Annotated in this window: 20 protein-coding genes, 1 tRNA gene and 2 pseudogenes; 10 read left to right on the top strand and 13 right to left on the bottom strand. The window is 60.7% G+C overall.

Annotation, left to right across the window (positions count from 1 at the left end):
- Positions 1 to 27: 27 nt before the first annotated feature.
- Both DXY35_RS05350 and holA read right to left on the bottom strand, forming a co-directional pair.
- Positions 28 to 1833 (bottom strand): aspartate kinase, encoded by a 1806-nt coding sequence (locus DXY35_RS05350; protein WP_115081432.1) that lies wholly within the window; start codon positions 1831 to 1833, stop codon positions 28 to 30.
- 47 nt (positions 1834 to 1880) lie between these two features.
- Complete coding sequence (holA, locus tag DXY35_RS05355; protein WP_115081433.1) at positions 1881 to 2846, bottom strand: DNA polymerase III subunit delta; 966 nt, start codon at positions 2844 to 2846, stop codon at positions 1881 to 1883.
- Between the two features lie 9 nt (positions 2847 to 2855).
- Between holA and DXY35_RS05360 the strand changes: the two genes are divergently transcribed.
- Positions 2856 to 3479 (top strand): precorrin-8X methylmutase, encoded by a 624-nt coding sequence (locus tag DXY35_RS05360; protein ID WP_115081614.1) that lies wholly within the window; start codon positions 2856 to 2858, stop codon positions 3477 to 3479.
- A 37-nt stretch (positions 3480 to 3516) separates the two neighbouring features.
- A complete protein-coding gene (locus DXY35_RS05365; RefSeq protein WP_137006715.1) occupies positions 3517 to 4194 on the top strand; it encodes a hypothetical protein in 678 nt (225 codons plus the stop codon).
- Here DXY35_RS05365 and DXY35_RS05370 read toward each other — a convergent pair.
- From DXY35_RS05370 to tilS, 4 genes are all read right to left on the bottom strand, one after another.
- The gene (locus DXY35_RS05370) at positions 4185 to 4748 is read right to left on the bottom strand and encodes a sulfotransferase domain-containing protein (protein WP_115081435.1); all 564 of its coding nucleotides are present in this window, start codon (positions 4746 to 4748) and stop codon (positions 4185 to 4187) included. The two genes, DXY35_RS05365 and DXY35_RS05370, sit on opposite strands and share 10 nt — an antisense overlap.
- Before the next feature lie 56 nt (positions 4749 to 4804).
- Positions 4805 to 5095 (bottom strand): hypothetical protein, encoded by a 291-nt coding sequence (locus DXY35_RS05375; RefSeq protein ID WP_115081436.1) that lies wholly within the window; start codon positions 5093 to 5095, stop codon positions 4805 to 4807.
- 375 nt (positions 5096 to 5470) lie between these two features.
- Positions 5471 to 6241 carry a hypothetical protein gene (locus DXY35_RS05380; RefSeq protein WP_137006716.1) on the bottom strand — a complete coding sequence of 257 codons (771 nt, stop codon included), beginning with the start codon at positions 6239 to 6241 and terminating at the stop codon, positions 5471 to 5473.
- 48 nt (positions 6242 to 6289) lie between these two features.
- A complete protein-coding gene (gene tilS, locus DXY35_RS05385; protein WP_244272927.1) occupies positions 6290 to 7297 on the bottom strand; it encodes a tRNA lysidine(34) synthetase TilS in 1008 nt (335 codons plus the stop codon).
- A 79-nt stretch (positions 7298 to 7376) separates the two neighbouring features.
- Here tilS and DXY35_RS05390 point away from each other — a divergent pair, with 79 nt between their 5' ends.
- The 3 genes from DXY35_RS05390 (at position 7377) to ribH (ending at position 8977) form a co-directional block, all read left to right on the top strand.
- Positions 7377 to 8135 carry a DUF561 domain-containing protein gene (locus DXY35_RS05390; protein WP_115081439.1) on the top strand — a complete coding sequence of 253 codons (759 nt, stop codon included), beginning with the start codon at positions 7377 to 7379 and terminating at the stop codon, positions 8133 to 8135.
- Positions 8136 to 8248: 113 nt separating this feature from the next.
- The gene (psbZ, locus tag DXY35_RS05395; RefSeq protein WP_006850156.1) at positions 8249 to 8437 is read left to right on the top strand and encodes a photosystem II reaction center protein PsbZ; all 189 of its coding nucleotides are present in this window, start codon (positions 8249 to 8251) and stop codon (positions 8435 to 8437) included.
- A 63-nt stretch (positions 8438 to 8500) separates the two neighbouring features.
- Positions 8501 to 8977 (top strand): 6,7-dimethyl-8-ribityllumazine synthase, encoded by a 477-nt coding sequence (ribH, locus tag DXY35_RS05400; RefSeq protein ID WP_115081440.1) that lies wholly within the window; start codon positions 8501 to 8503, stop codon positions 8975 to 8977.
- Between the two features lie 20 nt (positions 8978 to 8997).
- Here the strand turns inward: ribH and DXY35_RS05405 are convergent, their stop codons facing one another.
- The 3 genes and pseudogenes from DXY35_RS05405 to DXY35_RS05415 form a co-directional block, all read right to left on the bottom strand.
- Positions 8998 to 10251 (bottom strand): glycosyltransferase family 2 protein, encoded by a 1254-nt coding sequence (locus DXY35_RS05405; RefSeq protein WP_170950519.1) that lies wholly within the window; start codon positions 10249 to 10251, stop codon positions 8998 to 9000.
- 282 nt (positions 10252 to 10533) lie between these two features.
- Positions 10534 to 13239, bottom strand: a pseudogene (gene mutS / locus DXY35_RS05410) (DNA mismatch repair protein MutS).
- A 52-nt stretch (positions 13240 to 13291) separates the two neighbouring features.
- Positions 13292 to 13747 carry a GNAT family N-acetyltransferase gene (locus tag DXY35_RS05415; protein ID WP_115009672.1) on the bottom strand — a complete coding sequence of 152 codons (456 nt, stop codon included), beginning with the start codon at positions 13745 to 13747 and terminating at the stop codon, positions 13292 to 13294.
- A gap of 71 nt (positions 13748 to 13818) precedes the next feature.
- On the opposite strand from DXY35_RS05415, the gene uvrB reads away from it, so the two are divergent.
- The 3 genes from uvrB (at position 13819) to secA (ending at position 18904) form a co-directional block, all read left to right on the top strand.
- On the top strand, positions 13819 to 15858 hold the full coding sequence (uvrB, locus tag DXY35_RS05420) for an excinuclease ABC subunit UvrB (protein WP_115081442.1): 2040 nt from the start codon (positions 13819 to 13821) through the stop codon (positions 15856 to 15858).
- A gap of 91 nt (positions 15859 to 15949) precedes the next feature.
- A tRNA-Gly gene (locus tag DXY35_RS05425) sits at positions 15950 to 16021 on the top strand.
- A gap of 78 nt (positions 16022 to 16099) precedes the next feature.
- A complete protein-coding gene (gene secA / locus DXY35_RS05430) occupies positions 16100 to 18904 on the top strand; it encodes a preprotein translocase subunit SecA (RefSeq protein WP_115081615.1) in 2805 nt (934 codons plus the stop codon).
- A gap of 344 nt (positions 18905 to 19248) precedes the next feature.
- Here secA and cysE read toward each other — a convergent pair whose 3' ends face one another.
- Together cysE and DXY35_RS05440 are read right to left on the bottom strand one after the other, a co-directional pair.
- Positions 19249 to 19995 (bottom strand): serine O-acetyltransferase, encoded by a 747-nt coding sequence (cysE, locus tag DXY35_RS05435; protein ID WP_115081443.1) that lies wholly within the window; start codon positions 19993 to 19995, stop codon positions 19249 to 19251.
- Positions 19996 to 20005: 10 nt separating this feature from the next.
- Positions 20006 to 21007: a GntR family transcriptional regulator gene (locus tag DXY35_RS05440; RefSeq protein WP_115081444.1), complete on the bottom strand. Its 1002-nt coding sequence runs from the start codon at positions 21005 to 21007 to the stop codon at positions 20006 to 20008.
- A gap of 238 nt (positions 21008 to 21245) precedes the next feature.
- Here DXY35_RS05440 and DXY35_RS13285 point away from each other — a divergent pair, with 238 nt between their 5' ends.
- Positions 21246 to 21374 carry a hypothetical protein gene (locus DXY35_RS13285; protein ID WP_371681742.1) on the top strand — a complete coding sequence of 43 codons (129 nt, stop codon included), beginning with the start codon at positions 21246 to 21248 and terminating at the stop codon, positions 21372 to 21374.
- Positions 21375 to 21407: 33 nt separating this feature from the next.
- Positions 21408 to 21854 (top strand): annotated as a pseudogene (locus DXY35_RS13290) (dienelactone hydrolase family protein); the annotation flags it as partial.
- Here DXY35_RS13290 and infC read toward each other — a convergent pair.
- Positions 21851 to 22504 carry a translation initiation factor IF-3 gene (gene infC / locus DXY35_RS05450; protein WP_115081445.1) on the bottom strand — a complete coding sequence of 218 codons (654 nt, stop codon included), beginning with the start codon at positions 22502 to 22504 and terminating at the stop codon, positions 21851 to 21853. The pseudogene DXY35_RS13290 and the gene infC overlap by 4 nt on opposite strands.
- A gap of 57 nt (positions 22505 to 22561) precedes the next feature.
- A complete protein-coding gene (miaA, locus tag DXY35_RS05455) occupies positions 22562 to 23461 on the bottom strand; it encodes a tRNA (adenosine(37)-N6)-dimethylallyltransferase MiaA (protein WP_115081446.1) in 900 nt (299 codons plus the stop codon).
- Positions 23462 to 23488 lie beyond the last annotated feature (27 nt).

Genomic DNA, 23488 nt, shown 5'->3' on the forward strand with positions numbered 1-23488 from the left:
GGGGGCCAGTCCCCCCGTTGTAGACCGTTAGTCGGGGTCGTGCGGTGAGGCGGTGCCTTGGGCGGTGTGACGCTCTTCACCTCCCAGTCCGAATCCGGTGTGCACCACCTGGAGCGCCCTGACGCCAGCATCTTCGGCCACCACACAGCTGGTTCTGATTTCGCTGGTGGCGATCAGGCCGATGTTGATGCCCGCATCCGCCAGTGCGCGGAACATGCGCCCCGCCGTCCCTGGCGTTGCCGGCATCCCAGCGCCCACAGCACTCACCCGGGCAATGGCCTCACCATCCTCCAGAGCGGCACCGGGCCACTGGGCCAGCAGCGGTGCCAGGGCCACATCGGCGCGGGCGCGGTCGTCCTTGCGCAGGATGAAGGTGATGTCCCGCGATCCGTCGCTGTGCTGTCGTTCCGATTGAACGATGGCATCCAAGCTGATGCTGTTATCGGCCAGGGCTGAACACAAAGCGGCTGCGGTGCCGGGACGATCGGGCACATGACGAACACTGAGTTGCACCTGGTCGCGGTCGAGCGCCACGCCGCGCACTTCCGGTTCGCCGCTGCCGTTGTCGGTGGGATTGATGAGGATTTGTGAATCCTCGAGGTCGAAGGCCTCCTGCACGGCTTGAACAGCTTTGCTGCCGGCGCCGGAGTCGATCACGCAGCTCACCTTCACCTCACTGGTGGCGATCAGGCGGAGGTTGATGCCCTGCTGACAGAGGCAGTTGAACAGGCCGGCGGCAATCCCAGGGCGCCCCATGATTCCGGCCCCGCTGATGCTCAGCTTGGTCAGCCCTCCCTCTGCCGCGAGTTCGCCGCCCAGTTGATCGAGAACCTTCTGGCTCACACCATGGGCCAGCTCGAGATCAGCCTCGGCCACGGTGAAGGTGATGTCGTTGCTACTGCCCTCGTGGGTGGCCTGAATGATCAGGTCCACATTGATCCCCGCTTCGGAGAGGGTTTCGAAGAGGCGTGCGGCGATGCCGGGTTGATCGGGAATGTGGGAAAGGGCGAGTACGGCCTGTCCGTCCACTTCTTCCATCCCATCCACAGGACTGCCAAGCTCCAGTCCGTTGCTGCTGATCGGACGGGCTGAACGGCTGGTGATCCGGGTGCCTGGGGCATCGCTCCAACTGGAGCGCACCACAAGGTTCACGCCGTAATTGCGGGCGATTTCAACGGCTCTTGGATGCAGCACGGAGGCCCCCAGGCTGGCGAGTTCCAGCATTTCGTCGCAGCTGATCGTGTCCATCAGCTGGGCATCGGTCACCTTGCGCGGATCGGTGCTGAGAACACCCGGAACATCCGTATAAATCTCGCAGGCATCGGCACCGAGGGCTGCCGCCAGGGCGACAGCGGAGGTGTCGGAGCCGCCGCGCCCGAGGGTGGTGATTTCGTTGAGCCCATCGCTGCTGGTGCTGGTGCCCTGGAAACCGGCGACCACCACCACCTGGCCGGCAGTGAGACGGTTGCGGATCCTGTCGGTGCGAATTCCGAGGATGCGGGCTCTGCCGTGGGTGGATTCCGTGGCGATGCCCACCTGCGGTCCGGTCATCGACGTTGCGCTCACCCCTTGAGCGTTCAAGGCCATGGCCAACAGGGCGATGGAGACCTGTTCGCCACTGGCGAGCAGCATGTCCATCTCCCGTTGGGTGGGGCTGGAGGTGATGGCGTTGGCCAGGCCAGTCAGTTCATCGGTGGTGTGGCCCATGGCGGAGACCACCACCACAACGTCGTGCCCCTCTTCACGGCAGCGTCCGATGCGATCGGCCACCGCCTTGATCCGTTCCACGCTGCCGACGGAGGTGCCCCCGAATTTCTGCACCAGGAGCGCCATGGGCCGAGCTTCAGCAACGCTGGATTTTCTCACCTGGCGGTCAGCGATCAGCCCAGCAGACCGTCGCGGAAGGCATCGCCCGGCATGGCCCCCCGTTTCAGCCGTGCCTCCACCTCCAGCAGGCGGCCCAGGAGCGAGAGAAAGCGCTTCGGTGGGCGTCCCTGAAGCTGCTTGCGCATCACGTAAATCCGTTTGGGGTTGCCGATCCCGGCGGCCTTGGCAATCACGGCGACATCCCGTTCACCCTGCTGCTCCAGCAGGCTCACCCAGAGCCAGCCGCGGATCTGACCGGTGAGGGTGGCCACGATCCGCAGGGCTGGTTCGCCTGCGTCCAGCAGAGCATCCCAGCGGGCGATGGCTTCGCCGGGATTGCCCTCCAACAGAGCATCACCCACCGCCAGTGCGTTGGTGCTGCGCCCGCCCACGAGCTCCCGCACCAGGGCTTCATCGATGCTGGTGGACCGCAGCGACAGTTTGCGCAGCTCTGATTCCAGCCGTGCGCTGTCGGCGCCAATGGCCTCCACCAGCGCATCCACTGCGTTGGAGTCCACGGAGAGTCCCAGGGCTTCCGCTGTGCTCTGCACCAGCTGGCGCTGGCCCCGACCATCCCAGGCCGCCGGCAGGGGGAAACTTTGCTCATGGTCAAGGCCCTGCTTGATCCGCTTTTGCAGGGCTTTGGTGGTGCGCAGGCGACCATCCGGTTTGGCCGGATTCACCAACACGAGATGGCTGCTCTCGGGCACCAGCTCCAGGGCGGCTTCAAACCGGTCGGCCAGCTCACTGGGACAGCCATTGCAGAACGGACTGCGCTGAAGCAGCACCAGGCGTTCTCCGGCGGCGAAGGGCGGGGTTCGGGCTTCTTCGAGGGCCTGCAGGGCCTGACCGTTTTCGGCTCCATCCAGTCGGCTGAGGTTGAGGCTGCTCCAGCTGGGATCGACAACCCGAGCGATCAGCGCGTCGATGGCCCGGTCCCGGGCGGCGGCGTCATCACCCCAGAACAAATGGATCGGCATGGGTTGATGATGGCGTGGATGAGCCAAGACCACCCGATCTTCACCGAGAGCATCCGCCGGATTCGGATCGCATTGGGGGACACGGGCTTGCCGCCGCTGGAGCAGCAGGTGCTGGAACGCTGTGTTCACAGCAGCGGCGACCTTTCCCTGGGGGAGCTGCTGCACTGCAGCGAAGGGGCTTGCGAGCGGGGAATGAAGGCGTTGCAGCAGGGAGCGGCGATCCTCACCGACACCGCCATGGCTGCAGCGGCGGTGACGCCCATGGCCCAGCGCACTCTTGGAAGCGTGGTGCACACGGTTTTGGAGTGGGCCCCTGACTGCGCACCCGAGGGTTCGACCCGCACATCGGCTGGGATGGAGCAGGCGTGGCGGACCCTTGGCCAAGCAACACCACCACCTGTGGTGCTGATTGGCAGTGCCCCCACCGCGATGGAGGCATTATTGCGACAGGTGGCCGCTGGTGCTCCAGCCCCCAGCCTGGTGATTGGTATGCCTGTGGGGTTTGTCGGCGTGGCCGAAAGCAAGGCGCACCTGGCAGCCAGTGGTCTGGCTCAGATCCGTCTGGAGGGCAGCCGCGGAGGAGCCGGGCTGGTGGCGGCTGCGGTGAACGCTCTGTTGAGAGCCAGCCTCTGAGCAGCGTAAGGTTGCAGTTGCTTAGAGCTGAGGATCGGTGCAGGGTTTCGAGCTGTTCTCGACGTCAATTCAAATCCCTGGAGAATCATCTGCTGCTGTGAATGCAGCTGATCCGCGCACCTTTGTGGTGTTCGGAGTTCCGCGCGGTGGTACCACCATGGTGGCCCGGATTGTCGAGCAGTTGGGTGTGCCGATGGGTCAAGATCTTCCGGCTAATTATGAAGATCAGGCCTTCAATTTTGACTGCATGCCTGATGAATTCAAGGCTGATCGAAGTAAGATGCGCGCATCTTTGATTGATGCCGTTAACCAGCGTAATCTGACAAATTCAGTTTGGGGTTGGAAATATCCTCGTGCCAATGTTTATCTCAATCAAATTATTGAGCACATCCGTCGGCCCCACCTCATCTGCGTGTTGAGGGACCCTCTCGCTTCGTCGCTCAGGCCCTTGGGACGCAAGACCGCCCGTGGCAAGTCGGCAAAAAAAACATCGCCGATTAAATTAATGGAGCAACATTTGGCCTGGCAAAATCGTAATCTCGAGATTATTCGTAAATCGAAATGCCCATCATTGGTGTGTAGCTATGAGAAAGCAATTATGAGTCCAGAGCAATTCGTTAAGGAAATGGCAGATTTTATTGGGTTGGATTCAAGTGATGAGCGTATTTCGAGCGCTGTCCATCAGATCAAGCCTGGAAGTTATATTCAAGCTTGAGGGTTGTCGAGCAAGTCGTATCCCTGCCAAATCTCCTTCATTGATTGGCCAAAACGGCTCAGCATGAATTTGTAGGTTGACTCAAAGCGCTCAACAAGATCTTGATTCGTTTCAGCCGGAATATCCGTTGTTTTCGGCGAAGCATTAAAGACCTGCTCCGTATCAAATTTATTTAAAGAAATTCCCAGAAATTTTTGGATTTTTTCGAAGCTTGCTTCGCTAAAAAGCGTCTCATAAAATCCATAGTAAATATCCTGTTGATTAAATACCTTCTCTAAGTTTTGAATCGTGTACTCGTAGCTCGACTTGACGATAGCAAAATTTTTGCTCACTTTAGTCGAAATATACTTAATTTCGTCAAAATCTTGCTGCCTTGCTTCGTTCATGTTTCTCTTTTTCATTCGAGCTAGCGACCATATCCGTTCCACTGGATCACGCATTAAAAAGATAACTTTTACCGTAAATCCCTTATCTTCGAGTCTCCTTTTGATCATGCGGAGCATCGAGGGCTTCAGGATTGCGTAGTTCGGCGTAATGTCGCCAACCGCTTCCACGTCTGAATTTTTCAAATATAAGTAGTCAAAATAATCAAAGTAGTGGTCAAGATTGTCTAAAAAGCAAGTTCAAGAGCAGTGTGTTGGGATCTTTTTCGCTTGCTGCCCAGGTTTTTTCCTAATTTTCCTGCATCGTTAAACTTCAGGATTTTTCTGATGCGTTTGTTTCGGAAGGAATTGCCTGATTCGTCATTGTCTCCGCGGAGCTTCGTGTCGGCGATGGCATCAAAGATGTGATATTCCTTTCGGAAGCCAAGGTCTACATTGGGGTTGTCGTTGAGTTGACGATGTAGCCACGTCGTTCCACCTTTTTGAGCGCCTACGCCAAGAATAAACAGCTTTTTCATTGACGTGAAAATTTTGTTTATTTTAACACGGGGCCGTGGCTTCCCCTGGCAACATGCTTGTTGCTTGGTTGATGCTGATCTGAATTGAAATCTAAGCTTAAGGCCTCAAGCTTTTCTTGCGCTTTGTCGCTGTTTGTTGAATCCAGCTAATGAATGATTAGTTTTGTTGTGGAGAGCTTGTTCTGATTGATGTCTGTATGGTTGTTGTTGATGCTTCCGTCGTGATTGTCAAGAAATCTTGCGGTCCTGACGGGATTTTGTTGCCGGACCGTGTGGTTTGATCGTTGGTCCGTTTACCTCTGCCGCAATTGCCTGCGTGATGGTCCACTGATTGCCTGTCATGGCTGCAGAAAGATGTGACGCCGTTTGGACTAATTAAATGGCTTGATAGTTGTATTGCTGGAATTCTTCTTCAAAGCATGCGTTGATAATGTCGAGTTCTTGGCGCTCGAACAGGTCTTGCGCTGCTGTTCTTTTGGTCGTGCTTGTTTTTTTAAGGTGAGGCAGCTCTGGCGCGTTGGTTTGGCCTAGTTTCTCCAGGAGTCGCTTGTAATCGCTGTTGAGATTTTCATAGCGTAGATAGAAATTTGGCCGTAAGTTATTAGCGGAGTCCTTGTAAAGGCTGATGTTAAGACGCGGTTTTTTGTTGGCTGCTTTGTTGATGAATTTTGTTTTTGCTTCTTGAAAGTAGCTGCTTTCAACGTCAATGGCTGCCTCTGACCGCTCTCTTACGGCTTCCTTGTTTGCCATGTGTTTGATGCGCGAGAGCGCTTGCTCGTAGGGGCAGCGGGTGATGGCGATGATGGTCCAATCCTGGGGAATCGCTCCGTATTGATCTTCGATCTCGATCAAGGGCATATGGCCCATATATTGGCCCCGGGGCTTTCGGATTTCGCTCCAGTTTGCCTCGCCACCTTGCTCGATACGTTGGATCGTGTGGGCGTAGGCCTCGAGCTTTTCTGGATCCGCTCCGTAGTTCTGGGCCATTAATCGAGTTGTTTGGAATCGAACAACTTCGTCAATGGGTGTAATCGGAGTAAGAATATCTCGATGATCGCAGAGGCTGGTCAGCCCAACTTCAACGCTGGTTCCAGCAACTTTTCTGCCTTTGATGAACACAAATTGATTAGATTCAGAAATAATCATCTGTGGTCTGGATGGCTGGGGGAGCCTACCAGTGGCGAATCGTTGGCTTCAGTTCTTTTCTTTTGGAGCGGTGTTGATCAGTTGAATCGTTGATGGGTTCCACTCAAGTCGCCAATGGTTCCCCAGGTCGCTCTGTCCATTGCCTGGACCCGTGCGCAGGCGATGGCTGAGCTCGTCGAGCCTTTGACTGGTGATGCGGGGGGTCCCCTGCTTTCTCAGCCAAGTGGCAAGCAAAGCGCGGCATGTCGGGTCGTCGAGGCGACGCATGGTCTGGCGATCGAGTCCTGCTGCATGGATCAGGCTTTGCAGGGCCAGGTCGCAGAGTCCGGCCTGGGTGTCCCTGACCCGGGAAAGGCGTTCGCTGAGGTCTGCCATGCGTTGTTCGCATCCGGGATGCAGTTGGTTCAAGACAGGCATCACCTGGTGTCGGATCCGGTTGCGTTCCAGGGATTGATCGGTATTGCTGGGATCCAGCCAGATCGGCAGTTGCAGGCTGGAGCAGATTGCTGACGTCGCATCGCGTCTGAGGTGCAACAACGGTCTGCGCAGGCGCGGGCCAAGCGGGATGTGTTCGCTGAGGGGCCGCACCTCCCGCAGGTTGCTCAGTCCTTCGATGTCGCAGCCCCGGGCCATGTTCATCAGCATCCCCTCGGCCCGATCGCTGGCGGTGTGGGCGGTGACCACATCACTGTTCCATTCCTCTGCTGCTTTCTGTAATTCGGCGTAGCGCCAGGCCCTGGCTTTGGCTTCGCTGTTGGTTTGCCCCTGTTCAGCCCGGCTGATCCGGATGTCGAACCCTTGGCTTCGGCACCAGGCGGAAAGCGCGGCTGCGATCTCGCCTGAGTGTTGGTGCCAGCCGTGGTCCCCGTGCCAGAGCTTCAGTGTCCAGGCGTGCTTATGGCGGAGGTCCCGCAGCAGGCCCAGCAGGGCCATCGAATCCTGTCCGCCGGAAATGGCCAGCACCAGGCCCGACCCGGCTGGCAGCAGCTGCGGCTTCTTCAGCAGCCGTTGGTGCAGCTGGTGATGCCACGCGCTCCAGTCGGAATGAGAGGCCACAAGCGAGGTGCTCCGGTGGCAATTCTCGCTCGGGTCCCTCCCGCTCCGGTGGGAGACTGTCGTTATTGCTGTTTCTGCCATGACCCGACTTCATCAGCTGCCCGCCGCTCTGCAGCGCAGCCTCGAGCAGCGCTCCGCCCTCAAGGTGATCGCTGGCTTGATGAATTTCGATGCTGCCAGCGTCGAACGTGTCGCTTGTGCCGCAGGCCGTGGTGGGGCCGATCTGATTGATGTGGCCTGTGATCCCGCCCTCGTGCAGTTGGCGATCAAGGCCTCCGGCGGCGTGCCTGTGTGTGTGTCGTCGGTCGAGCCCGAGCAGTTCCCCGCCGCCGTTGCGGCCGGTGCCGTGATGGTGGAGATCGGCAACTACGACGCCTTCTATCCCCAGGGCCGCATCTTTGATGCGGCTGAGGTGCTGGAGCTCACCCGCCGCACCCGCCAACTGCTGCCCAACGTGGTGTTGAGCGTCACCGTGCCCCACGTGTTGCCGATTGATGAGCAGGAGCAGCTGGCCATCGATCTGGTGGCTGCAGGTGCCGATCTGATCCAAACCGAGGGCGGCACCAGTGCCAAGCCCTTCAGTGCTGGCCACCTGGGCCTGATTGAGAAGGCTGCCCCCACCCTGGCCGCCGCCCACAGCATCAGCCGCGCTGTCGATGTGCCCGTTCTTTGTGCTTCGGGTCTTTCGGCGGTCACACTGCCGATGGCCATCGCTGCCGGTGCGGCCGGCGTGGGCGTCGGTTCTGCCGTGAACCGCCTGCAGGATGAGCTGGCGATGGTGGCCGTTGTTCGTGGTCTGCGTGATGCCCTCGGTAGCGCTGTCGCGACCCGCGTTTGAACCTGAATCTCCGCTGAGCGGAGGCCTCTTCCCCTTCATGGTGTGAAGAGTGCTCCGCTCGCTCGCGGGAGCAACAGCTCTCGTGTGAAAATCAATTCCTGACTTCCAGCTCCATGCAGTTCATCAACACGCTGACCGTTCTGGCCCTGGTGGTGGCGTCCTTCGCTTTGATCGTTGCGGTGCCGGTGCTGTATGCCTCCAGTGAGGACAGCGGCCGCTCCAACCGTCTGATCCTGCTGGGCAGTGCTGTGTGGGTGGCGCTGGTGCTGCTGAACTGGGGTGTGAGCTTCTTCGTCGTCTGAGCTCAGCCTCAGGCAGAACCTGGCGGGTGCCACGATGGCTGAAATTCAGTCGGCACCTTCCCAATGGCCACGTTTGAAGGACGTTTCTCTGACGCAGCCGGGCTGCGCGTCGGCATTGTCGTGGCCCGTTTCAATGATCTGGTCACCGCCAAGCTGCTGAGCGGCTGTCTCGACTGCCTCAAGCGCCATGGCGTGGATGTGTCGGAGACCAGCTCCCAGCTGGACGTGGCCTGGGTGCCGGGATCGTTCGAACTGCCAATAGTGGCCCAGCAGATGGCCCGCTCCGGTCAGTACCAGGTGCTGATCACCCTGGGGGCGGTGATCCGCGGTGATACGCCCCATTTCGATGTGGTGGTGGCGGAGGCCAGCAAGGGTGTTGCTGCGGTGGCCCGCGACACGTCTGTGCCCGTGATCTTCGGCGTGTTGACAACCGACACGATGCAGCAGGCGCTCGAACGGGCGGGCATCAAGAGCAATCTGGGCTGGAGCTACGGCCTGGAGGCGTTGGAGATGGGCAGCCTGATGAAGGCTTTGCCTTAAGCGTTGGACTGAAGACCGCTCTATCGGCTGCGTTGCTCGAGCAGTTGCAGAAAGCGAGTGCCCCGGAACGTATGGGTCCAAATGGCCTTATGGCTTCTGATTTGCGCGGGATCCATCGTCTTGATCCGATTTTTGATCGGCTCTTCACCGATTTCGGCGCGGGCGGTTTTGATCAGGTCGCGAATGCTGCAGCGATCAATGAAGGCCTCAAAAGAATCGATATAAGCTTGCGGTGGTTGGTGGGTTGGACCAAGGAGCTTGGTCGCCAGTTGGCGTGACTCCTGGCTTTCCTTTGGCAGCAGGTAGCCCTTTCGGTTTGGTTTGAATGGGATCGCCTTCTTGTTCACATCCGGGTGGAGCAATTTGGCGGCATATTCCAGTTCTGATCGGGTGTGGCGGTGGATCACCCAGCTGGTGTTTGCTTTGTGGATGGAGGCCTTGATGCCTCGTTTGCTCAGCCTCCGTAGTCCATTAACAGGCTTGCTTTTGACGGGTCTCGCGTCGCTGCTGGTGTGCTGGATTTCTGGTTCAGCGAGCACCCAGGGCACGTGAGCACCCAGATCGGTCACCGCGATTCCATAGCGGAACAAACTTTTGAATTGATCGGTGAGCCTCAGGCGGGTGTTCGAGAGATCCAGTGGGTTGTCGAACAGGTTGGCGCCATGGCAGTGCAGCCAATTGGATGAGATCACATCCGCCTTGGGATGCGCGGTCAGGAAGGTTTGGATGCTGGTGGGGAAAGGAACAGCAACCCACGCCTCATCCACATCCACCACCATGCAGTGGGATGCGTCACTCGTTTGGGAGGCCACTTCGTAGAGGCGGGTGTAGGACCCCCGCTGCAGGCCCTGTTGATGATCTTGATCGGTGTTGATCAGGTGCACTTGTGGGTAGTGCCTACTGATCGCATTCACAATCGGGCCCGTGGTACCGGAATGATCGTTATTCAGACCGATGTAGATGTTGTTGAAGCCCAGGAACAGATAGTGATGAATGAATTCTGCGATGTAAGGCCCCTCATTCGAGGCGATGGCAATCACATCACAGCTGTTGGGTTTGCTCTGCGGCCGTCGTCGGAGCCGGTCTTGGGATTTCAGGTTTCGGGCTTGCCGTATTGCGATCTGTTCTTGTTCAGAGGTGTAACTGCTCAGCTGGTTGTCGAAGCGTCTGAGACGGCGATCGTCGAGGCTGCGTCGTACTTTGCGCAGAATGATTTTTAGTGCTTTGGGGTCAATTACCGCACGCTGTTGCGCCAGATCGAGGGCTGTTCGCAAGTTTTTTCCGCATCTGTCATTTGAATAGGAAAAGATCAAGGAGGCGATGGCCTCGATAGATTCAGGTTCGTATTTCAGAAGCAATTTTGCGCTCCTGAGGCAGGATGATTTGGTTTCACGCTGGCGGAGCTGACGTGTGATCCTTCGCAGCCGCCTTGGATTGCTGTGATAAGCCGCAGCAGCTGCCTCGATCTGTGCGCTGAGTTCTTGATCTGCCTTCACGCGGCACCGACGGAAGAGAGGCAATTAAAGCCCCGGTGAGCGGGATGACCAAACCAGATTTCAGGCGGCGAGTTGATCCAACACCTGACGGGCCCGTTGCACCACGGGCTTGGGAACGCCGGCTAGGCGTGCCGCTTCGATGCCGTAGCTGCGGCTGGCGCCGCCGGCCTGCACCTGATGGAGGAAGACCAGATCTTTACCGGTCTCCTCCACCAGCACCTGGAAGTTGGCCACGTTGTCGCGTTCGGCGGCCAGGCTGTTGAGCTCGTGATAGTGGGTGGCGAACACCGTGCGGCTGCCCAGGTCGCCCGCCAGGTGCTCGCTCACGGCCCAGGCGATCGAGAGACCATCGAAGGTGGCGGTGCCCCGCCCGATCTCATCGAGCAGCACCAGGGAACGATCGCTGGCGTGGTGAAGGATGTTGGCGGTTTCGGCCATCTCCACCATGAAGGTGGACTGGCCGGCGGCCAGATCATCCACGGCACCCACCCGGGTGAAGATCCGATCGGCGATGCCGACCGTGGCGGAGCGGGCCGGCACCCAGCTGCCGATCTGAGCCATCAACTGGATCAGGCCGATCTGGCGCAAATAGCAGCTTTTGCCACTGGCGTTGGGGCCTGTGAGCACCACCAGGTCGGTTCCCTCACCCAGCTGCACATCATTGGGGGTGAACGCGGTTTCCACCAGCCGCTGCTCCACCACCGGATGGCGGCTGGCCTCCAGCTGCAGCCCCCGGCCGTCGGTGATGGTTGGTGCGCAGTAGCCACCGCTGGCGGCCACATCGGCCAGGCCGGTGAGGGCATCGAGGGCAGCAACGGCGCGGGCCGCCTGGCGGATTGGGGCGGCCATGGCCCCCACCTGCTCGCGCAGCTGGCAGAACAGCTCGTATTCCCGCTGGCAAGCCCGAGCCCGCAGCTGGAAGATTCGACCCTCCCGCTCCTTGAGATCGGGGGTGATGAAGCGTTCTTCGTTGGCCAGGGTCTGGCGCCGGATCCAGTGGTCCGGCACGGCGGTGGCCTTGGCTTTGCTCACCGCCAGGAAGTAGCCGAAGGTGCGGTGGTGCTGCAGCTTCAGGGTGCTGATGCCACTGCGTTGGCGCTACTGCTGCTCCTGGTGGCTGAGCCAGGCGTCCTGATCGTCCAGCTGGTTGCGCAGCCCATCCAGCAGGGGATCGACGCCGTCATGGATCAGGTCGCCCTCGGAGAGGGAGAGCGGTGGGGCTTCCACCAGCTTGTGGCGAATCGTTTGGGCCAGCTCCGCCAGGGCTGGATCGGGGCTGAGCAGCTGCTGCAACCACTCCGGCCCCACGCTGCTCGCAGAGCCCAGCCGAGCGGTGAGCTGGGGTAAGCGTTCCAGGCCATCGGCGATGGCCACCAGATCGCGGGCACCGGCATGGCCCGCTCCGGCCCTGCCGGCCAGCCGTTCCAGGTCGCCCATCGGCCGCAGCAGCTGGCGGATCGCCAGCCGCAGGCTGCGCTCACCCACCAGGCTGCTCACCAGATCCTGGCGCTGCTGAATGGCCTGACGGTCCATCAACGGTGCTTCCAGCCAGCGGCGCAGGCAACGGCCGCCCATTGCGGTGAGGGTGCGATCGATGGCCCAGAGCAAGGACCCCTGCAACTGGTTGTCCCGCTGGGTGGCGGTGAGCTCGAGGTTGCGGCGGGTCTGGGCATCCAGCACCAGGGCATCGCCGCGGTGCACGATCGCCGGTACCTCCAGGGGGATGCGGCTGTCCTCCTCCAGGGGCTGGGTGTCCTGCAGGTAACGCAGCAGGCCGCCGAGGGCCTGCAGGGCCAGGGGGTGCTCCGGCAGGCCGAGGCCATCGAGGTTGCTGAGGCCGTAGTGCTGCTGCAGGGTGCGCTCCGCCTCCACTGGGCTGAAGGGGGTGCTGGCCATTGTCGTCAGCCGCAGCCGTTCCGGGCACCAGGCCGGCCGCTCAGCATCGAGAGCGGCGGCCCAGAGCAGTTCGGAGGCCTCCTGCTGGGCCAGCTGCTGGTGCAGGGCGCTGCTGTCGTCCCGTTGCATCACCTGCACCTCGCCGGTGCTCACATCGGCGCTGGCCAGGCCCCAGCGCAGCGGTTGCTTGCCCTGGGCCGGCTCCACCACCACCGCCGCCAGCCAGTTGTTGCGGCGGGCGCTGAGCATGCCCTCCTCCAACACGGTGCCAGGGGTCAGCACCCGGGTGATGTCCCGCTTGAGCAGGGCGCCCTTGGTGGGGGTGGTTTCGAGTTGATCGCAAAGGGCCACGCTGTAGCCCTGCTTGATCAGCTCAGTGCAGTAGCGCTCGGCGGCGTGGTGAGGGATGCCCGCCATCGGTACCCGCCCAATCGCCTTGCCGCCTTCCTTTCCGGTGAGGGTGAGCTCCAGCACCCGGGAGAGTTCGATGGCATCTTCGAAGAAGCACTCGAAGAAGTCGCCCAGGCGGTAGAGCAGAACCCGTTCGGGATGGGCCGCTTTGAGCTCCACGTAGTGGCGCAGCATCGGTGTGAGCTGCAGCGGGTCGAGCTGGCTGTGGTGGGCCCAGGCCGGTTCGTCGCTGCTGGGTTCTGAATCGTTTGCAGCCGGGGCTTCGCTGCAGGCCTCGCTTGTTGTGGCCTGGCGCGTTCGGGGCCGGGCCGCGGCATCGGCGCCGAGCTCGTCGTCGCTGAGATCGTGGCTGGCCGCCTCAGGTTCGCCGGTGGGTGCAGTCGGTGCGGCCGGCTCAGGCGCCCCGAACAGATTGCCCTGCAGGGCGTCGTCAGGGGACTGGGACGCTGACCGGGGCATCGGCTGATCTGACGGATCCGGATCGTACCGGGCCTGACCGGATTGAGATGCCTCAGCGGCGCAGCACCATCAGCTGCTGGGGGTTCGCATCCTGGAAGCCCAGTTGCCGGTAGAAGCCGGCGCTCTTGGTGGTCATCAGATACACCCGTTCCACGCCCACCACAGGCGGGGTGTGGAGCAGTTCTTCGATCACCCGGCGGCCGAGGCCATGGCCCTGCAGATCGCCGGCCACCACGATGTCCCAGAGCACGGCCCGGCTGAAGCCATCGGAGGTGGCCCGGCCGAAGCCCACCAGCCGCTTGCCGCGCCAGAGGCTGACCACGGCATCGCTGCCGGCAAGTAGTCGCCGCAGCTGAGCAAAGCTGCGGCCGCGGGCCCAGAAGGCGTGGCGATCGAACAGCCGTTGCAGCTTGAGCAGGGCCCGGCTGGGGCGCAGATCCGGCCCGAGCCCCAGCCAACGCAGGCCGGGGGCACCGGGGGCATGGTGAACCAGCCGGATCGGGGTCACGGGTTGGGGAGCCGCAGCACTTCATCTTGCTCCCCGGCGATAATTGATGGCCGCCGTCTGGCCCCGCACCCATGCCCGCCTACGACCTCACGGCTCCGTATTCGCCGAAGGGCGACCAGCCGACGGCGATCAAGCAGCTGGTGAAGGGCGTGAACAGCGGCGAGCGCTATCAGACCCTGCTGGGGGCGACGGGAACGGGCAAGACGTTCACGATGGCCAACGTCATCGCCCAGACCGGCCGGCCGGCACTGGTGCTGGCCCACAACAAAACCCTGGCGGCCCAGCTCTGCAACGAGCTGCGGGAGTTCTTCCCGGAGAACGCCGTTGAGTACTTCATCTCCTATTACGACTACTACCAACCGGAGGCCTACGTTCCGGTCAGCGACACCTACATCGCCAAGACGGCGTCGATCAACGAGGAGATCGACATGCTGCGCCACTCGGCGACGCGGTCGTTGTTTGAACGGCGCGACGTGATCGTGGTGGCCTCGATCAGCTGCATCTACGGCTTGGGGATTCCGAGTGAGTACCTCAAGGCGGCGGTGAAGTTCGAGGTGGGCGAGACCCTCAACATCCGTAGCCAGCTGCGGGAGTTGGTGAATAACCAGTACAGCCGCAACGACACCGAAATCGCCCGCGGCCGTTTCCGGATGAAGGGAGATGTGCTGGAGATCGGTCCGGCTTACGAAGACCGCTTGGTGCGGATTGAGCTGTTCGGCGATGAGGTGGAGGCAATCCGCTACGTCGACCCCACCACCGGCGAGATCCTGCAGAGCATGGACGCGGTGAACATCTACCCGGCCAAGCACTTCGTCACCCCGAAAGACCGGCTGGATTCCGCCATCAGCGCCATCCGCTCAGAACTGCGGGAGCGGCTGGATGTGCTCAACGGCGAAGGCAAGTTGCTGGAAGCGCAGCGGCTGGAGCAGCGCACCAAGTACGACCTGGAGATGCTGGGCCAGGTGGGCTACTGCAACGGGGTAGAGAACTACGCCCGCCATCTGGCCGGCCGTGAGGAGGGCACGCCGCCGGAGTGCCTGATTGACTACTTCCCGGACGACTGGCTGCTGATCGTGGACGAGAGCCACGTCACCTGCTCGCAGTTGCAGGCGATGTACAACGGCGACCAGGCCCGCAAGAAGGTGCTGATCGAGCACGGCTTCCGCCTGCCCAGTGCCGCCGATAACCGGCCCCTCAAAGGTGAAGAGTTCTGGGAGAAGGCGCGCCAGACGGTGTTTGTCTCCGCCACCCCGGGGGACTGGGAGATGGAGGTGAGCGGCGGTGAGGTGGCCGAGCAGGTGATTCGCCCCACCGGGGTGCTCGATCCGGTGGTGGAGGTGCGGCCCACCACGGGCCAAGTGGACGATCTGCTGGGGGAAATCCGTGACCGGGCCGCCAAGAACCAGCGGGTGCTGGTCACCACGCTCACCAAGCGGATGGCGGAAGACCTCACCGATTACCTGGCAGAAAACGAGGTGCGGGTGCGCTACCTCCACTCGGAGATCCATTCGATCGAGCGGATCGAGATCATCCAGGATCTGCGCCTGGGGGAATACGACGTGCTGGTGGGGGTGAACCTGCTGCGGGAGGGTCTCGACCTGCCGGAGGTGAGCCTGGTGGCGATCCTCGATGCCGACAAAGAAGGCTTCCTGCGGGCTGAGCGCTCCCTGATCCAGACCATCGGCCGGGCCGCCCGCCATGTGGAGGGGGTGGCGCTGCTCTATGCCGACAACATGACCGACTCGATGGCCAAGGCCATCTCCGAGACCGAACGACGCCGGGCGATTCAGCAGACCTACAACGAGAAGAACGGGGTGGTGCCTACGGCGGCGGGCAAGAAGGCCAGCAACTCGATCCTCAGCTTCCTGGAGTTGAGCCGCAAGTTGAAGCAAGACGGCCCGGACGCGGATCTGGTGGAGGTGGTCGGCAAGGCCGCTAAGGCCCTGGAGAACGATCCCGATGCCGGCTTGGCGCTGGAGGCGCTGCCGGAGTTGATCGATCAGCTCGAAGCCAAGATGAAGGAGGCGGCCAAGAAGCTCGACTTCGAGGAAGCCGCCAACCTGCGGGATCGGGTGAAGCAGCTGCGTCAGAAGATGGCCGGCTCCTGTTGAAATTCACGGTGGGAACCCTTGGCAATTGACCATTGGTCCCTCCGTAAGGCAGAGTCTCCAAGTCGTCAGGGACATGCCCGCGTCGACACCTGCGGATGTAGCTCAGTGGTAGAGCATCTCCTTGCCAAGGAGAGGGTCGAGAGTTCGAATCTCTTCATCCGCTTGATTCAGAACCCAGTCCAGAAGGGCCTTCTGCGAGTGAGCCTCCATTAGGCTGCACCCGATTCGGTTGCTGCTTTCCATGCTCAAGCTCCTGCTGGGTGATCCCAATGCCCGCAAGCTGAAGCGTTACCAGCCGATCGTTTCGGATATTCAGCTGCTTGAAGAGGAGATCGCTCCGCTCTCCGACGACGAGTTACGTGGCAAAACCGCTGCCTTCCAGGAGCGTTTGGCCAATGCCGGCAGTCTGGCGAACCAGCGGCCGATCCTCGACGAGATCCTGCCTGAGGCCTTTGCCGTTGTTCGTGAAGCCGGCAAGCGTGTGCTGGGCATGCGTCATTTCGATGTCCAGCTGATTGGCGGCATGGTGCTGCATGAAGGTCAGATCGCCGAGATGAAAACCGGCGAAGGCAAAACCCTGGTTGCCACCCTTCCGAGCTATCTCAATGCCCTCACTGGAAGGGGCGTTCACGTCGTGACGGTGAACGACTACCTGGCTCGTCGTGATGCCGAATGGATGGGCCAGGTGCATCGTTTTCTTGGCTTATCTGTCGGTTTGATTCAGCAGGACATGCGTCCTGAGGAGCGCCGGCGTAACTACAACTGCGATATCACCTACGCCACCAACTCAGAGCTGGGCTTCGATTATCTGCGCGACAACATGGCCGCCGATATCTCGGAGGTGGTGCAGCGGGAGTTTCAGTACTGCGTGATCGACGAAGTGGATTCGATCCTGATCGATGAAGCCCGAACTCCACTGATCATTTCTGGTCAGGTGGAACGTCCTCAGGAGAAATACCAGCAGGCCGCCGAGGTGGCCAATGCCTTGGCTCGCGCCGCTGAGTTGGGCAAAGACGGCATCGATCCAGAAGGTGATTACGAGGTCGATGAAAAGCAGCGCAGCTGCACCCTCACCGATGAAGGCTTCGCCAAAGCCGAGCAGATGTTGGGGGTGGCGGATCTGTTCAACCCTCAGGACCCCTGGGCTCACTACATCACCAACGCCCTCAAGGCCAAGGAGCTGTTCGTCAAGGATGTGAACTACATCGTGCGCGACGGCGAAGCGGTGATTGTGGATGAGTTCACCGGTCGGGTGATGCCGGGTCGCCGTTGGAGTGACGGCCAGCACCAAGCCATCGAGGCCAAGGAGGCCCTGCCGATCCAACCGGAAACACAGACTCTCGCTTCGATCACGTATCAGAACTTTTTCCTGCTCTATCCGCGCTTGGCCGGTATGACCGGCACGGCAAAAACGGAAGAGGTTGAATTCGAGAAGACCTACAAACTCGAAACCACAATCGTCCCCACCAACCGGGTCCGGGCGCGTCAGGACTGGGCCGATCAGGTGTACAAAACCGAGGCTGCCAAATGGCGCGCTGTGGCCAACGAAACAGCTGAGATCCACAAGAACGGACGGCCTGTGCTCGTGGGCACCACCTCGGTGGAGAAAAGCGAACTGCTGAGTTCGCTGCTGGCGGAGCAGGAGATCCCCCACAACCTGCTCAACGCCAAGCCGGAGAACGTGGAGCGCGAATCGGAGATCGTCGCCCAGGCGGGTCGGGCTGGCGCCGTGACCATTGCCACCAACATGGCGGGCCGTGGCACCGACATCATCCTTGGCGGCAACAGCGACTACATGGCCCGCTTGAAGTTGCGGGAGGTGCTGCTAGGCCGTCTTGTGAAACCGGAGGAAGATCACAAGCCGCCCGTCCCTTTGCAGCGCAGTGCTCCGGGCGGGTTTGCTGATGCTGCGGCGCCTTCGCTGCCCCGCAGCGGTGAGAGCCTCTATCCCTGCCCCCTCACTGATGACACTGATCAAGCCCTCGGCCAGCTGGCGCGTGATCTGGTCAAGGCCTGGGGCGACCGTGCCCTCACGGTGATTGAGCTGGAGGAGCGCATCGCCACTGCTGCGGAGAAAGCTCCCACTGAGGATCCCCAGATTCAGGCGTTGCGCGAGGCGATCGCCAGGGTGAAGGGTGAATACGACGCCGTGGTGAAGCAGGAGGAAAGCCGCGTTCGCGAGGCCGGTGGCCTGCATGTGATCGGCACGGAACGGCATGAGTCCCGCCGTGTCGATAACCAACTGCGTGGCCGTGCCGGCCGCCAGGGCGACCCCGGTTCCACCCGCTTCTTCCTCTCTTTAGGAGACAACCTGCTGCGGATCTTTGGCGGTGACCGTGTTGCCGGTTTGATGAATGCCTTCCGCGTGGAGGAGGACATGCCGATTGAGTCCGGAATGCTTACCCGCTCGCTGGAGGGGGCCCAGAAGAAGGTGGAGACCTACTACTACGACATCCGCAAGCAGGTGTTCGAGTACGACGAGGTGATGAACAATCAGCGGCGTGCGGTGTATTCCGAACGCCGCCGGGTGCTCGATGGCCGTGCCCTCAAGAAGCAGGTGATCGGCTACGGCGAACGCACCATGGGCGAAATCGTGGAGGCCTATGTGAATCCGGATCTGCCGCCGGAGGAATGGGATCTGGGCCAGCTGGTGGGCAAGGTGAAGGAATTCATCTACCTCCTGGAGGATCTCACCCCTGATCAGGTGCAGGGCCTTGGCATGGAGGAACTCAAGGCCTTTCTTCAGGAGCAACTGCGCAACGCCTACGACCTCAAAGAAGGCCAGATCGAACAGCAACGTCCGGGGCTGATGCGGGAGGCCGAGCGTTTCTTCATCCTTCAGCAGATCGATACCCTCTGGCGGGAGCACCTTCAGGCGATGGATGCCCTGCGTGAATCGGTGGGTCTGCGTGGCTACGGTCAGAAAGACCCTCTCATTGAATACAAGAACGAGGGCTACGACATGTTCCTTGAAATGATGACCAACATGCGTCGCAATGTCATTTATTCAATGTTCATGTTCCAGCCGCAAGCTCCCAAAAACTAGTCTTTATGATTCAGGGCAAAGGCGCTGTTCTGGGGAATTTTTAATCAATATTTTCTTAGTCATTATTGGCTCTAGGGAAATCTTTGCTGGCTAAATTCACTGCATTTCTTTGGTTTTATGGAGTCATCCAATATATCTGTGTATAAAGATAAAAGCTTGTCTTGCTTGTTTCTAATGCTTAAGTGAGATTGTTCTTGTGATTAGCCCTGAATGTTGACTTGTTTTTGCGCAGTGTGCGTTTAAGGGTTTCCTGGCGAAAAGGTTCGCCCTGGAGGGTCAATGTAGATTTTCTGGGTCAAAAGTATTCGCCATAAAGTTAATTAAATCGGCCAGCTGTGAGCTCTTTATTTAGTGCTATCTCCCAGGAATTCCAAGATTTCTCGATCTTTGAGGTTCTGGGCTTCACCCGAGCATTCTTCTAGGAGCTGCCGACCGGCCGCCACCTCCTGTAGGCAGCGTTTGAGGTTCATCACCGTGTTCTCGAGCTGATCGATCCGTTCCATCAAGTTGCGGATCACGTTTGCTTCCGCATCCGGAAGGGCCGAATGGGCAAGGGGATTGATCCGTACACCGCTCTGGTGGATCACCCTTCCGGGGATGCCCACCACCGTGCAGTCGCTCTCCACATCGCGGACCACCACGGATCCAGCGCCAATGCGGGTGTTGGTCCCGATCGTGATTGCACCCAGCACCTTGGCGCCTGCACCCACCACCACGTTCTCCGCCAGGGTTGGGTGGCGCTTGCCGTGTTCCTTGCCTGTGCCTCCCAGGGTGACGCCTTGATACAGCAGGCAACGGTGGCCGATTTCGGCGGTCTCGCCGATCACCACCCCCATGCCATGGTCAATGAATACGCTGTGTCCGATCCGGGCGCCGGGGTGGATCTCGATGCCGGTGAGGGCGCGGCTTACTTGGCTGAGGCAGCGGGCGGCCAGCTTCAGGGGCAGACGGCAGGTCCATAGGCGATGGCTAATTCGGTGCAGGCTGATCGCCTGGAAGCCGGGATAGCAGCACACAATCTCTAACCAGCCACGAGCAGCCGGATCACGCTCGCGAATGATCGCGAGGTCGGCACGGATGTGATCAAACATCGCAGGAGAATTAGCTGGCGGCGGCCGGAATTTGCAGACCAATCTCCTTACGGAGCAAATCGATCGTATCGGTGCTGAGGTAGCTCTCGGCGCAATGCACCTGGGGCATGCGCATCAGTTGGGAGCGATTCTGGCGCAGGCTCTGTTCCACCAGGGGAAGGCTGGGTCGATCGCAGAGCACGTGGCTTGAGGCCCGTAGAAGGGCCAGCAGGCGGCTGCCCACATCCGGGGTGGCGGTCATCAGCAGCAATTCATTGCCACGCATTGAATGGAGAATCACTTCCGCAGCCCGCAAAATGCCGGGGCTGATGCTCACCAGGCCCACGCAGCTGCCGGGGCGCAGTTCCTTGAGCATGGCCAATTCCTGGCGGAAGTCGTTGAGGTCAACCGCCACGGCCCGGACGCTGTGTTTCTTGGCCAGTTCCTCCACTGGTTGGAGGAAATAACGGCTGGTCACCACGGTGCCATTGCTGGAGTTCTCCAGCACGCTTTCCAGCTCTTCCAGCGGCACCACTTCCACCGGTACATCCAGGCAGGGTTCCAGTTCCTCTGCGATCAGCATCGAGGCGCCAATGTCTTCCCGGGGTGTGCTGACCAGCACGCGGGCGCCGCAACGCAGCCGCCAGTCGATCTCACGGGTCAGTAATTCGCGGGTTTGCTGCAGGGTGCATCCTGCATTGAGCAGGCCATCCACGCACTTGCGCACTTCCCGGTCGAGGTCGGTGACGCCCCTGTTGCGTATGTGCGGAGGCGTTTTGATTTCCCGGGGTTTCTGTTGGTCGCGCACGTAGATGCCAGAGCCGGCCATGGCCTCCACCACGCCATCGGTTTCCAGCTGGCGGTACACCTTGCTGATCGTGTTGCGGTGCAACCCCGTTTGCATCGCCAACTGGCGGGTGCTCGGTAAGCGATGTCCCGGCGGGTAATGCCGCGCTGCGATGGCAAAACAGATCTGGTTGTAGAGCTGCGTCGATGCCGGAATGTCACTTTCCTGTTGGATATGGAATCGCACGCCGGTGGGACAGGTCTGAATGCGGCCACCATACGGACCGATTCCTTTGGTGACAATTGCCTGTGTGTCCTATGCAGTTATGGAAACTTCTGACTCCACCCGGGGCGTCTGGGTTGAAGTTCCGAATGGCTCAGTTTGCTTGCGTTGCTGGTGGGCAGAACAGCAACGCAGTGCGAACGAAATTGACTCAAAATCGTATGTAAAACGTGTATATATTGCGCTGCCTGAGGTGTTTGGTGTGAATGCCTGGGTGCGCAGCGTGGCCGATCGCTTGGCCGCCCAGGGGCATCCGGCCCTGGCGGTGCCGTTGTTCTCCCGCACGGCTCCTGCTTTGGAGTTGGCCTACGACGCCTCCGATTTGGCTTAAGGGCGCCTTCATAAGGACGCCACCACCAGCGAGCAGATCCTTGCTGATGTTGCCGCAGCAGTCAGCTGGTTCATGGCTCGTTACCCGCAGGCCGTCATCCATGTGGTGGGCTTCTGCTTCGGGGGGCATGCCGCTTTTCTTGCGGCCACGTTGCCCGGGGTTGAGCACGCCTTTGATTTTTACGGTGCCGGTGTGAGCCGAATGCGGCCTGGTGGTGGTGAACCCTCGTTGGCCCTGCTGCCTGAAATCAAGGCGCGGCTCACCTGTGTCTTCGGTACGGCTGATCCACTGATCCCTCTCGAGGATCGCGAAGCGATAGGGGTTGCCCTGAGCAAGGTTGACCCCGCCTGCCAGCGCTTGCGCTTTGTGGAGTACGCCGGTGCCGACCATGGCTTCATGTGCGAAGCCCGCAGCGCTTTCAGTCCCCAGGCGTCAGCCCAGGGATGGCGCTTGCTGTTGGGTGATGACCTTGTGGTCTAGCCCTGGGGGCTGGCCACCTTGGCGGCGGTGGGCTTTGGCGGTGCGGGGATGGTGCGCACGGCTTTGTTGGCGGCCTGCTCCTTCTCCTCTTTTTTCACCAGCGGCGTTTTGCGCGGTGTGAGGAACATGATCATGTTGCGGCCCTCCCGCTTGGGCGCCTGCTGGATCTCGGCCTTTTCCTCGAGATCTTTGGCCATCCGCCGCAGCAGAGTTTCGGCAAGCGCCGTGTGCTGAATCTCGCGACCGCGGAAAATCACGGTGCACTTCACCTTGTCGCCGGCCTTGAGGAAGCGCTGGGCTTGGCCGATCCGCACGTCGTAGTCGTGCTGGTCGATCTTGTAGCGCATCTTGACCTCTTTGACTTCGGTCTGGTGCGACTTCTTCTTGGCCTCCTTGGCTTTCTTTTCCTGCTCGAACTTGAACTTGCCGTAGTCCATGATCCGGCAGACAGGCGGGTCAGCTTTCTCGCTCACCAGCACCAGATCCAGTTCCCGGTCGCGGGCCACATCCAGAGCTTCTTCCCGGCTGATCACGCCCAGCTGAGCGCCGTCTGAGTCGACCACCCGCAACTGGGGGTAGTTGATCCGGTCGTTGATGTTGGGCAGCTCCCGAACCGGGGCACGACGGTCAAAACGGGGACGTGGGGGCATTCAGGCGGTGACGGGGACATGTGCAGACAACTTCGCTGAATACAACGTCTGCATCATTCACCTTAGATGTTGCTCGATCAACGTCATTGCATCCGTCAGCGTTGCCTGGTCGGGCAGCCAGTGGGGGTTGTGCTGACGCCGGAACCAGGTGCGTTGGCGTTTCGCGAACTGGCGAGTGCGTTGGCAAGTGATCCGAACCGCCTCTGAACTGCTCAGGCTGCCGGCGATCACCTGCAGCGCTTCGCCGTAGCCGATGGTCTGCAGCAGTGTCAGATCGGCGCCATAGCGCTCGCTCAGTCGCCGGGTCTCCTCCACCAGCCCATCGCGGTACAGCTGCTCGGTGCGTTGCTGGATGCGCTGGCGCAGGTTGGCGGGGTTGAGGCCCAGTTCCAGTACCCGCCAGGGCGGAGGCGTGGCTGTTGCCTGGCGGCTCATCGGTTGCCCGGAGGCGTAGAGCACTTCCAGGGCGCGCTGGGTGCGCACCGCATCGGCGGGGGCGATTTTCGCGGCGGCCCTTGGGTCAGCGGCCTGCAGCATTGGGTGGCAGATGCTTTGGCCTAAGGCCTTTAGCTGCTGGCGCAGCTGCGGCTGGGGTGCCACGGCCGGAGGCTGAAGGCCACTGGTGAGGGCCTTGAGATACAGGCCGCTGCCGCCCACCAGCAACGCCACGCCTCGCTGCTCCAGAGCGGCGTCGATGCAAGGGGTTGCGATCGCCTGAAACTCCTGCAACGTGATCGGCTGATCGGGCCTGCGCAGGTCCAGCAGATGGTGCGGCACCCGCGCCTGTTGCTCCGCCGTGGGCTTGGCGGTGCCCAGATCCATCTCCTTGTAGAGCTGGCGCGAATCCACGTTGATCACCGGTAGATCCAGCCGTTCGGCGATATCCAGCGCCAGGGCGGTCTTGCCGCTGGCGGTGGGCCCGAGCAGGGTGATCACCAGGGGGTGGGAGCTGTTCAAAGGGGTGAGGGGGGTGCAGCCCGGCGT

The sequence above is a fragment of the Synechococcus sp. N32 genome (assembly GCF_900473895.1).
Classification (GTDB): domain Bacteria; phylum Cyanobacteriota; class Cyanobacteriia; order PCC-6307; family Cyanobiaceae; genus Parasynechococcus.

Coding starts and splice junctions, on each gene's coding strand:
- DXY35_RS05350 (WP_115081432.1), bottom strand. CDS start 1,833: ATGGCGCTCCTGGTGCAGAAATTCGGGGGCACCTCCGTCGGCAGCGTG.
- holA (WP_115081433.1), bottom strand. CDS start 2,846: ATGCCGATCCATTTGTTCTGGGGTGATGACGCCGCCGCCCGGGACCGG.
- DXY35_RS05360 (WP_115081614.1), top strand. CDS start 2,856: ATGGCGTGGATGAGCCAAGACCACCCGATCTTCACCGAGAGCATCCGC.
- DXY35_RS05375 (WP_115081436.1), bottom strand. CDS start 5,095: ATGAAAAAGCTGTTTATTCTTGGCGTAGGCGCTCAAAAAGGTGGAACG.
- DXY35_RS05380 (WP_137006716.1), bottom strand. CDS start 6,241: ATGATTATTTCTGAATCTAATCAATTTGTGTTCATCAAAGGCAGAAAA.
- DXY35_RS05390 (WP_115081439.1), top strand. CDS start 7,377: ATGACCCGACTTCATCAGCTGCCCGCCGCTCTGCAGCGCAGCCTCGAG.
- psbZ (WP_006850156.1), top strand. CDS start 8,249: ATGCAGTTCATCAACACGCTGACCGTTCTGGCCCTGGTGGTGGCGTCC.
- ribH (WP_115081440.1), top strand. CDS start 8,501: ATGGCCACGTTTGAAGGACGTTTCTCTGACGCAGCCGGGCTGCGCGTC.
- uvrB (WP_115081442.1), top strand. CDS start 13,819: ATGCCCGCCTACGACCTCACGGCTCCGTATTCGCCGAAGGGCGACCAG.
- secA (WP_115081615.1), top strand. CDS start 16,100: ATGCTCAAGCTCCTGCTGGGTGATCCCAATGCCCGCAAGCTGAAGCGT.
- cysE (WP_115081443.1), bottom strand. CDS start 19,995: ATGTTTGATCACATCCGTGCCGACCTCGCGATCATTCGCGAGCGTGAT.
- infC (WP_115081445.1), bottom strand. CDS start 22,504: ATGCCCCCACGTCCCCGTTTTGACCGTCGTGCCCCGGTTCGGGAGCTG.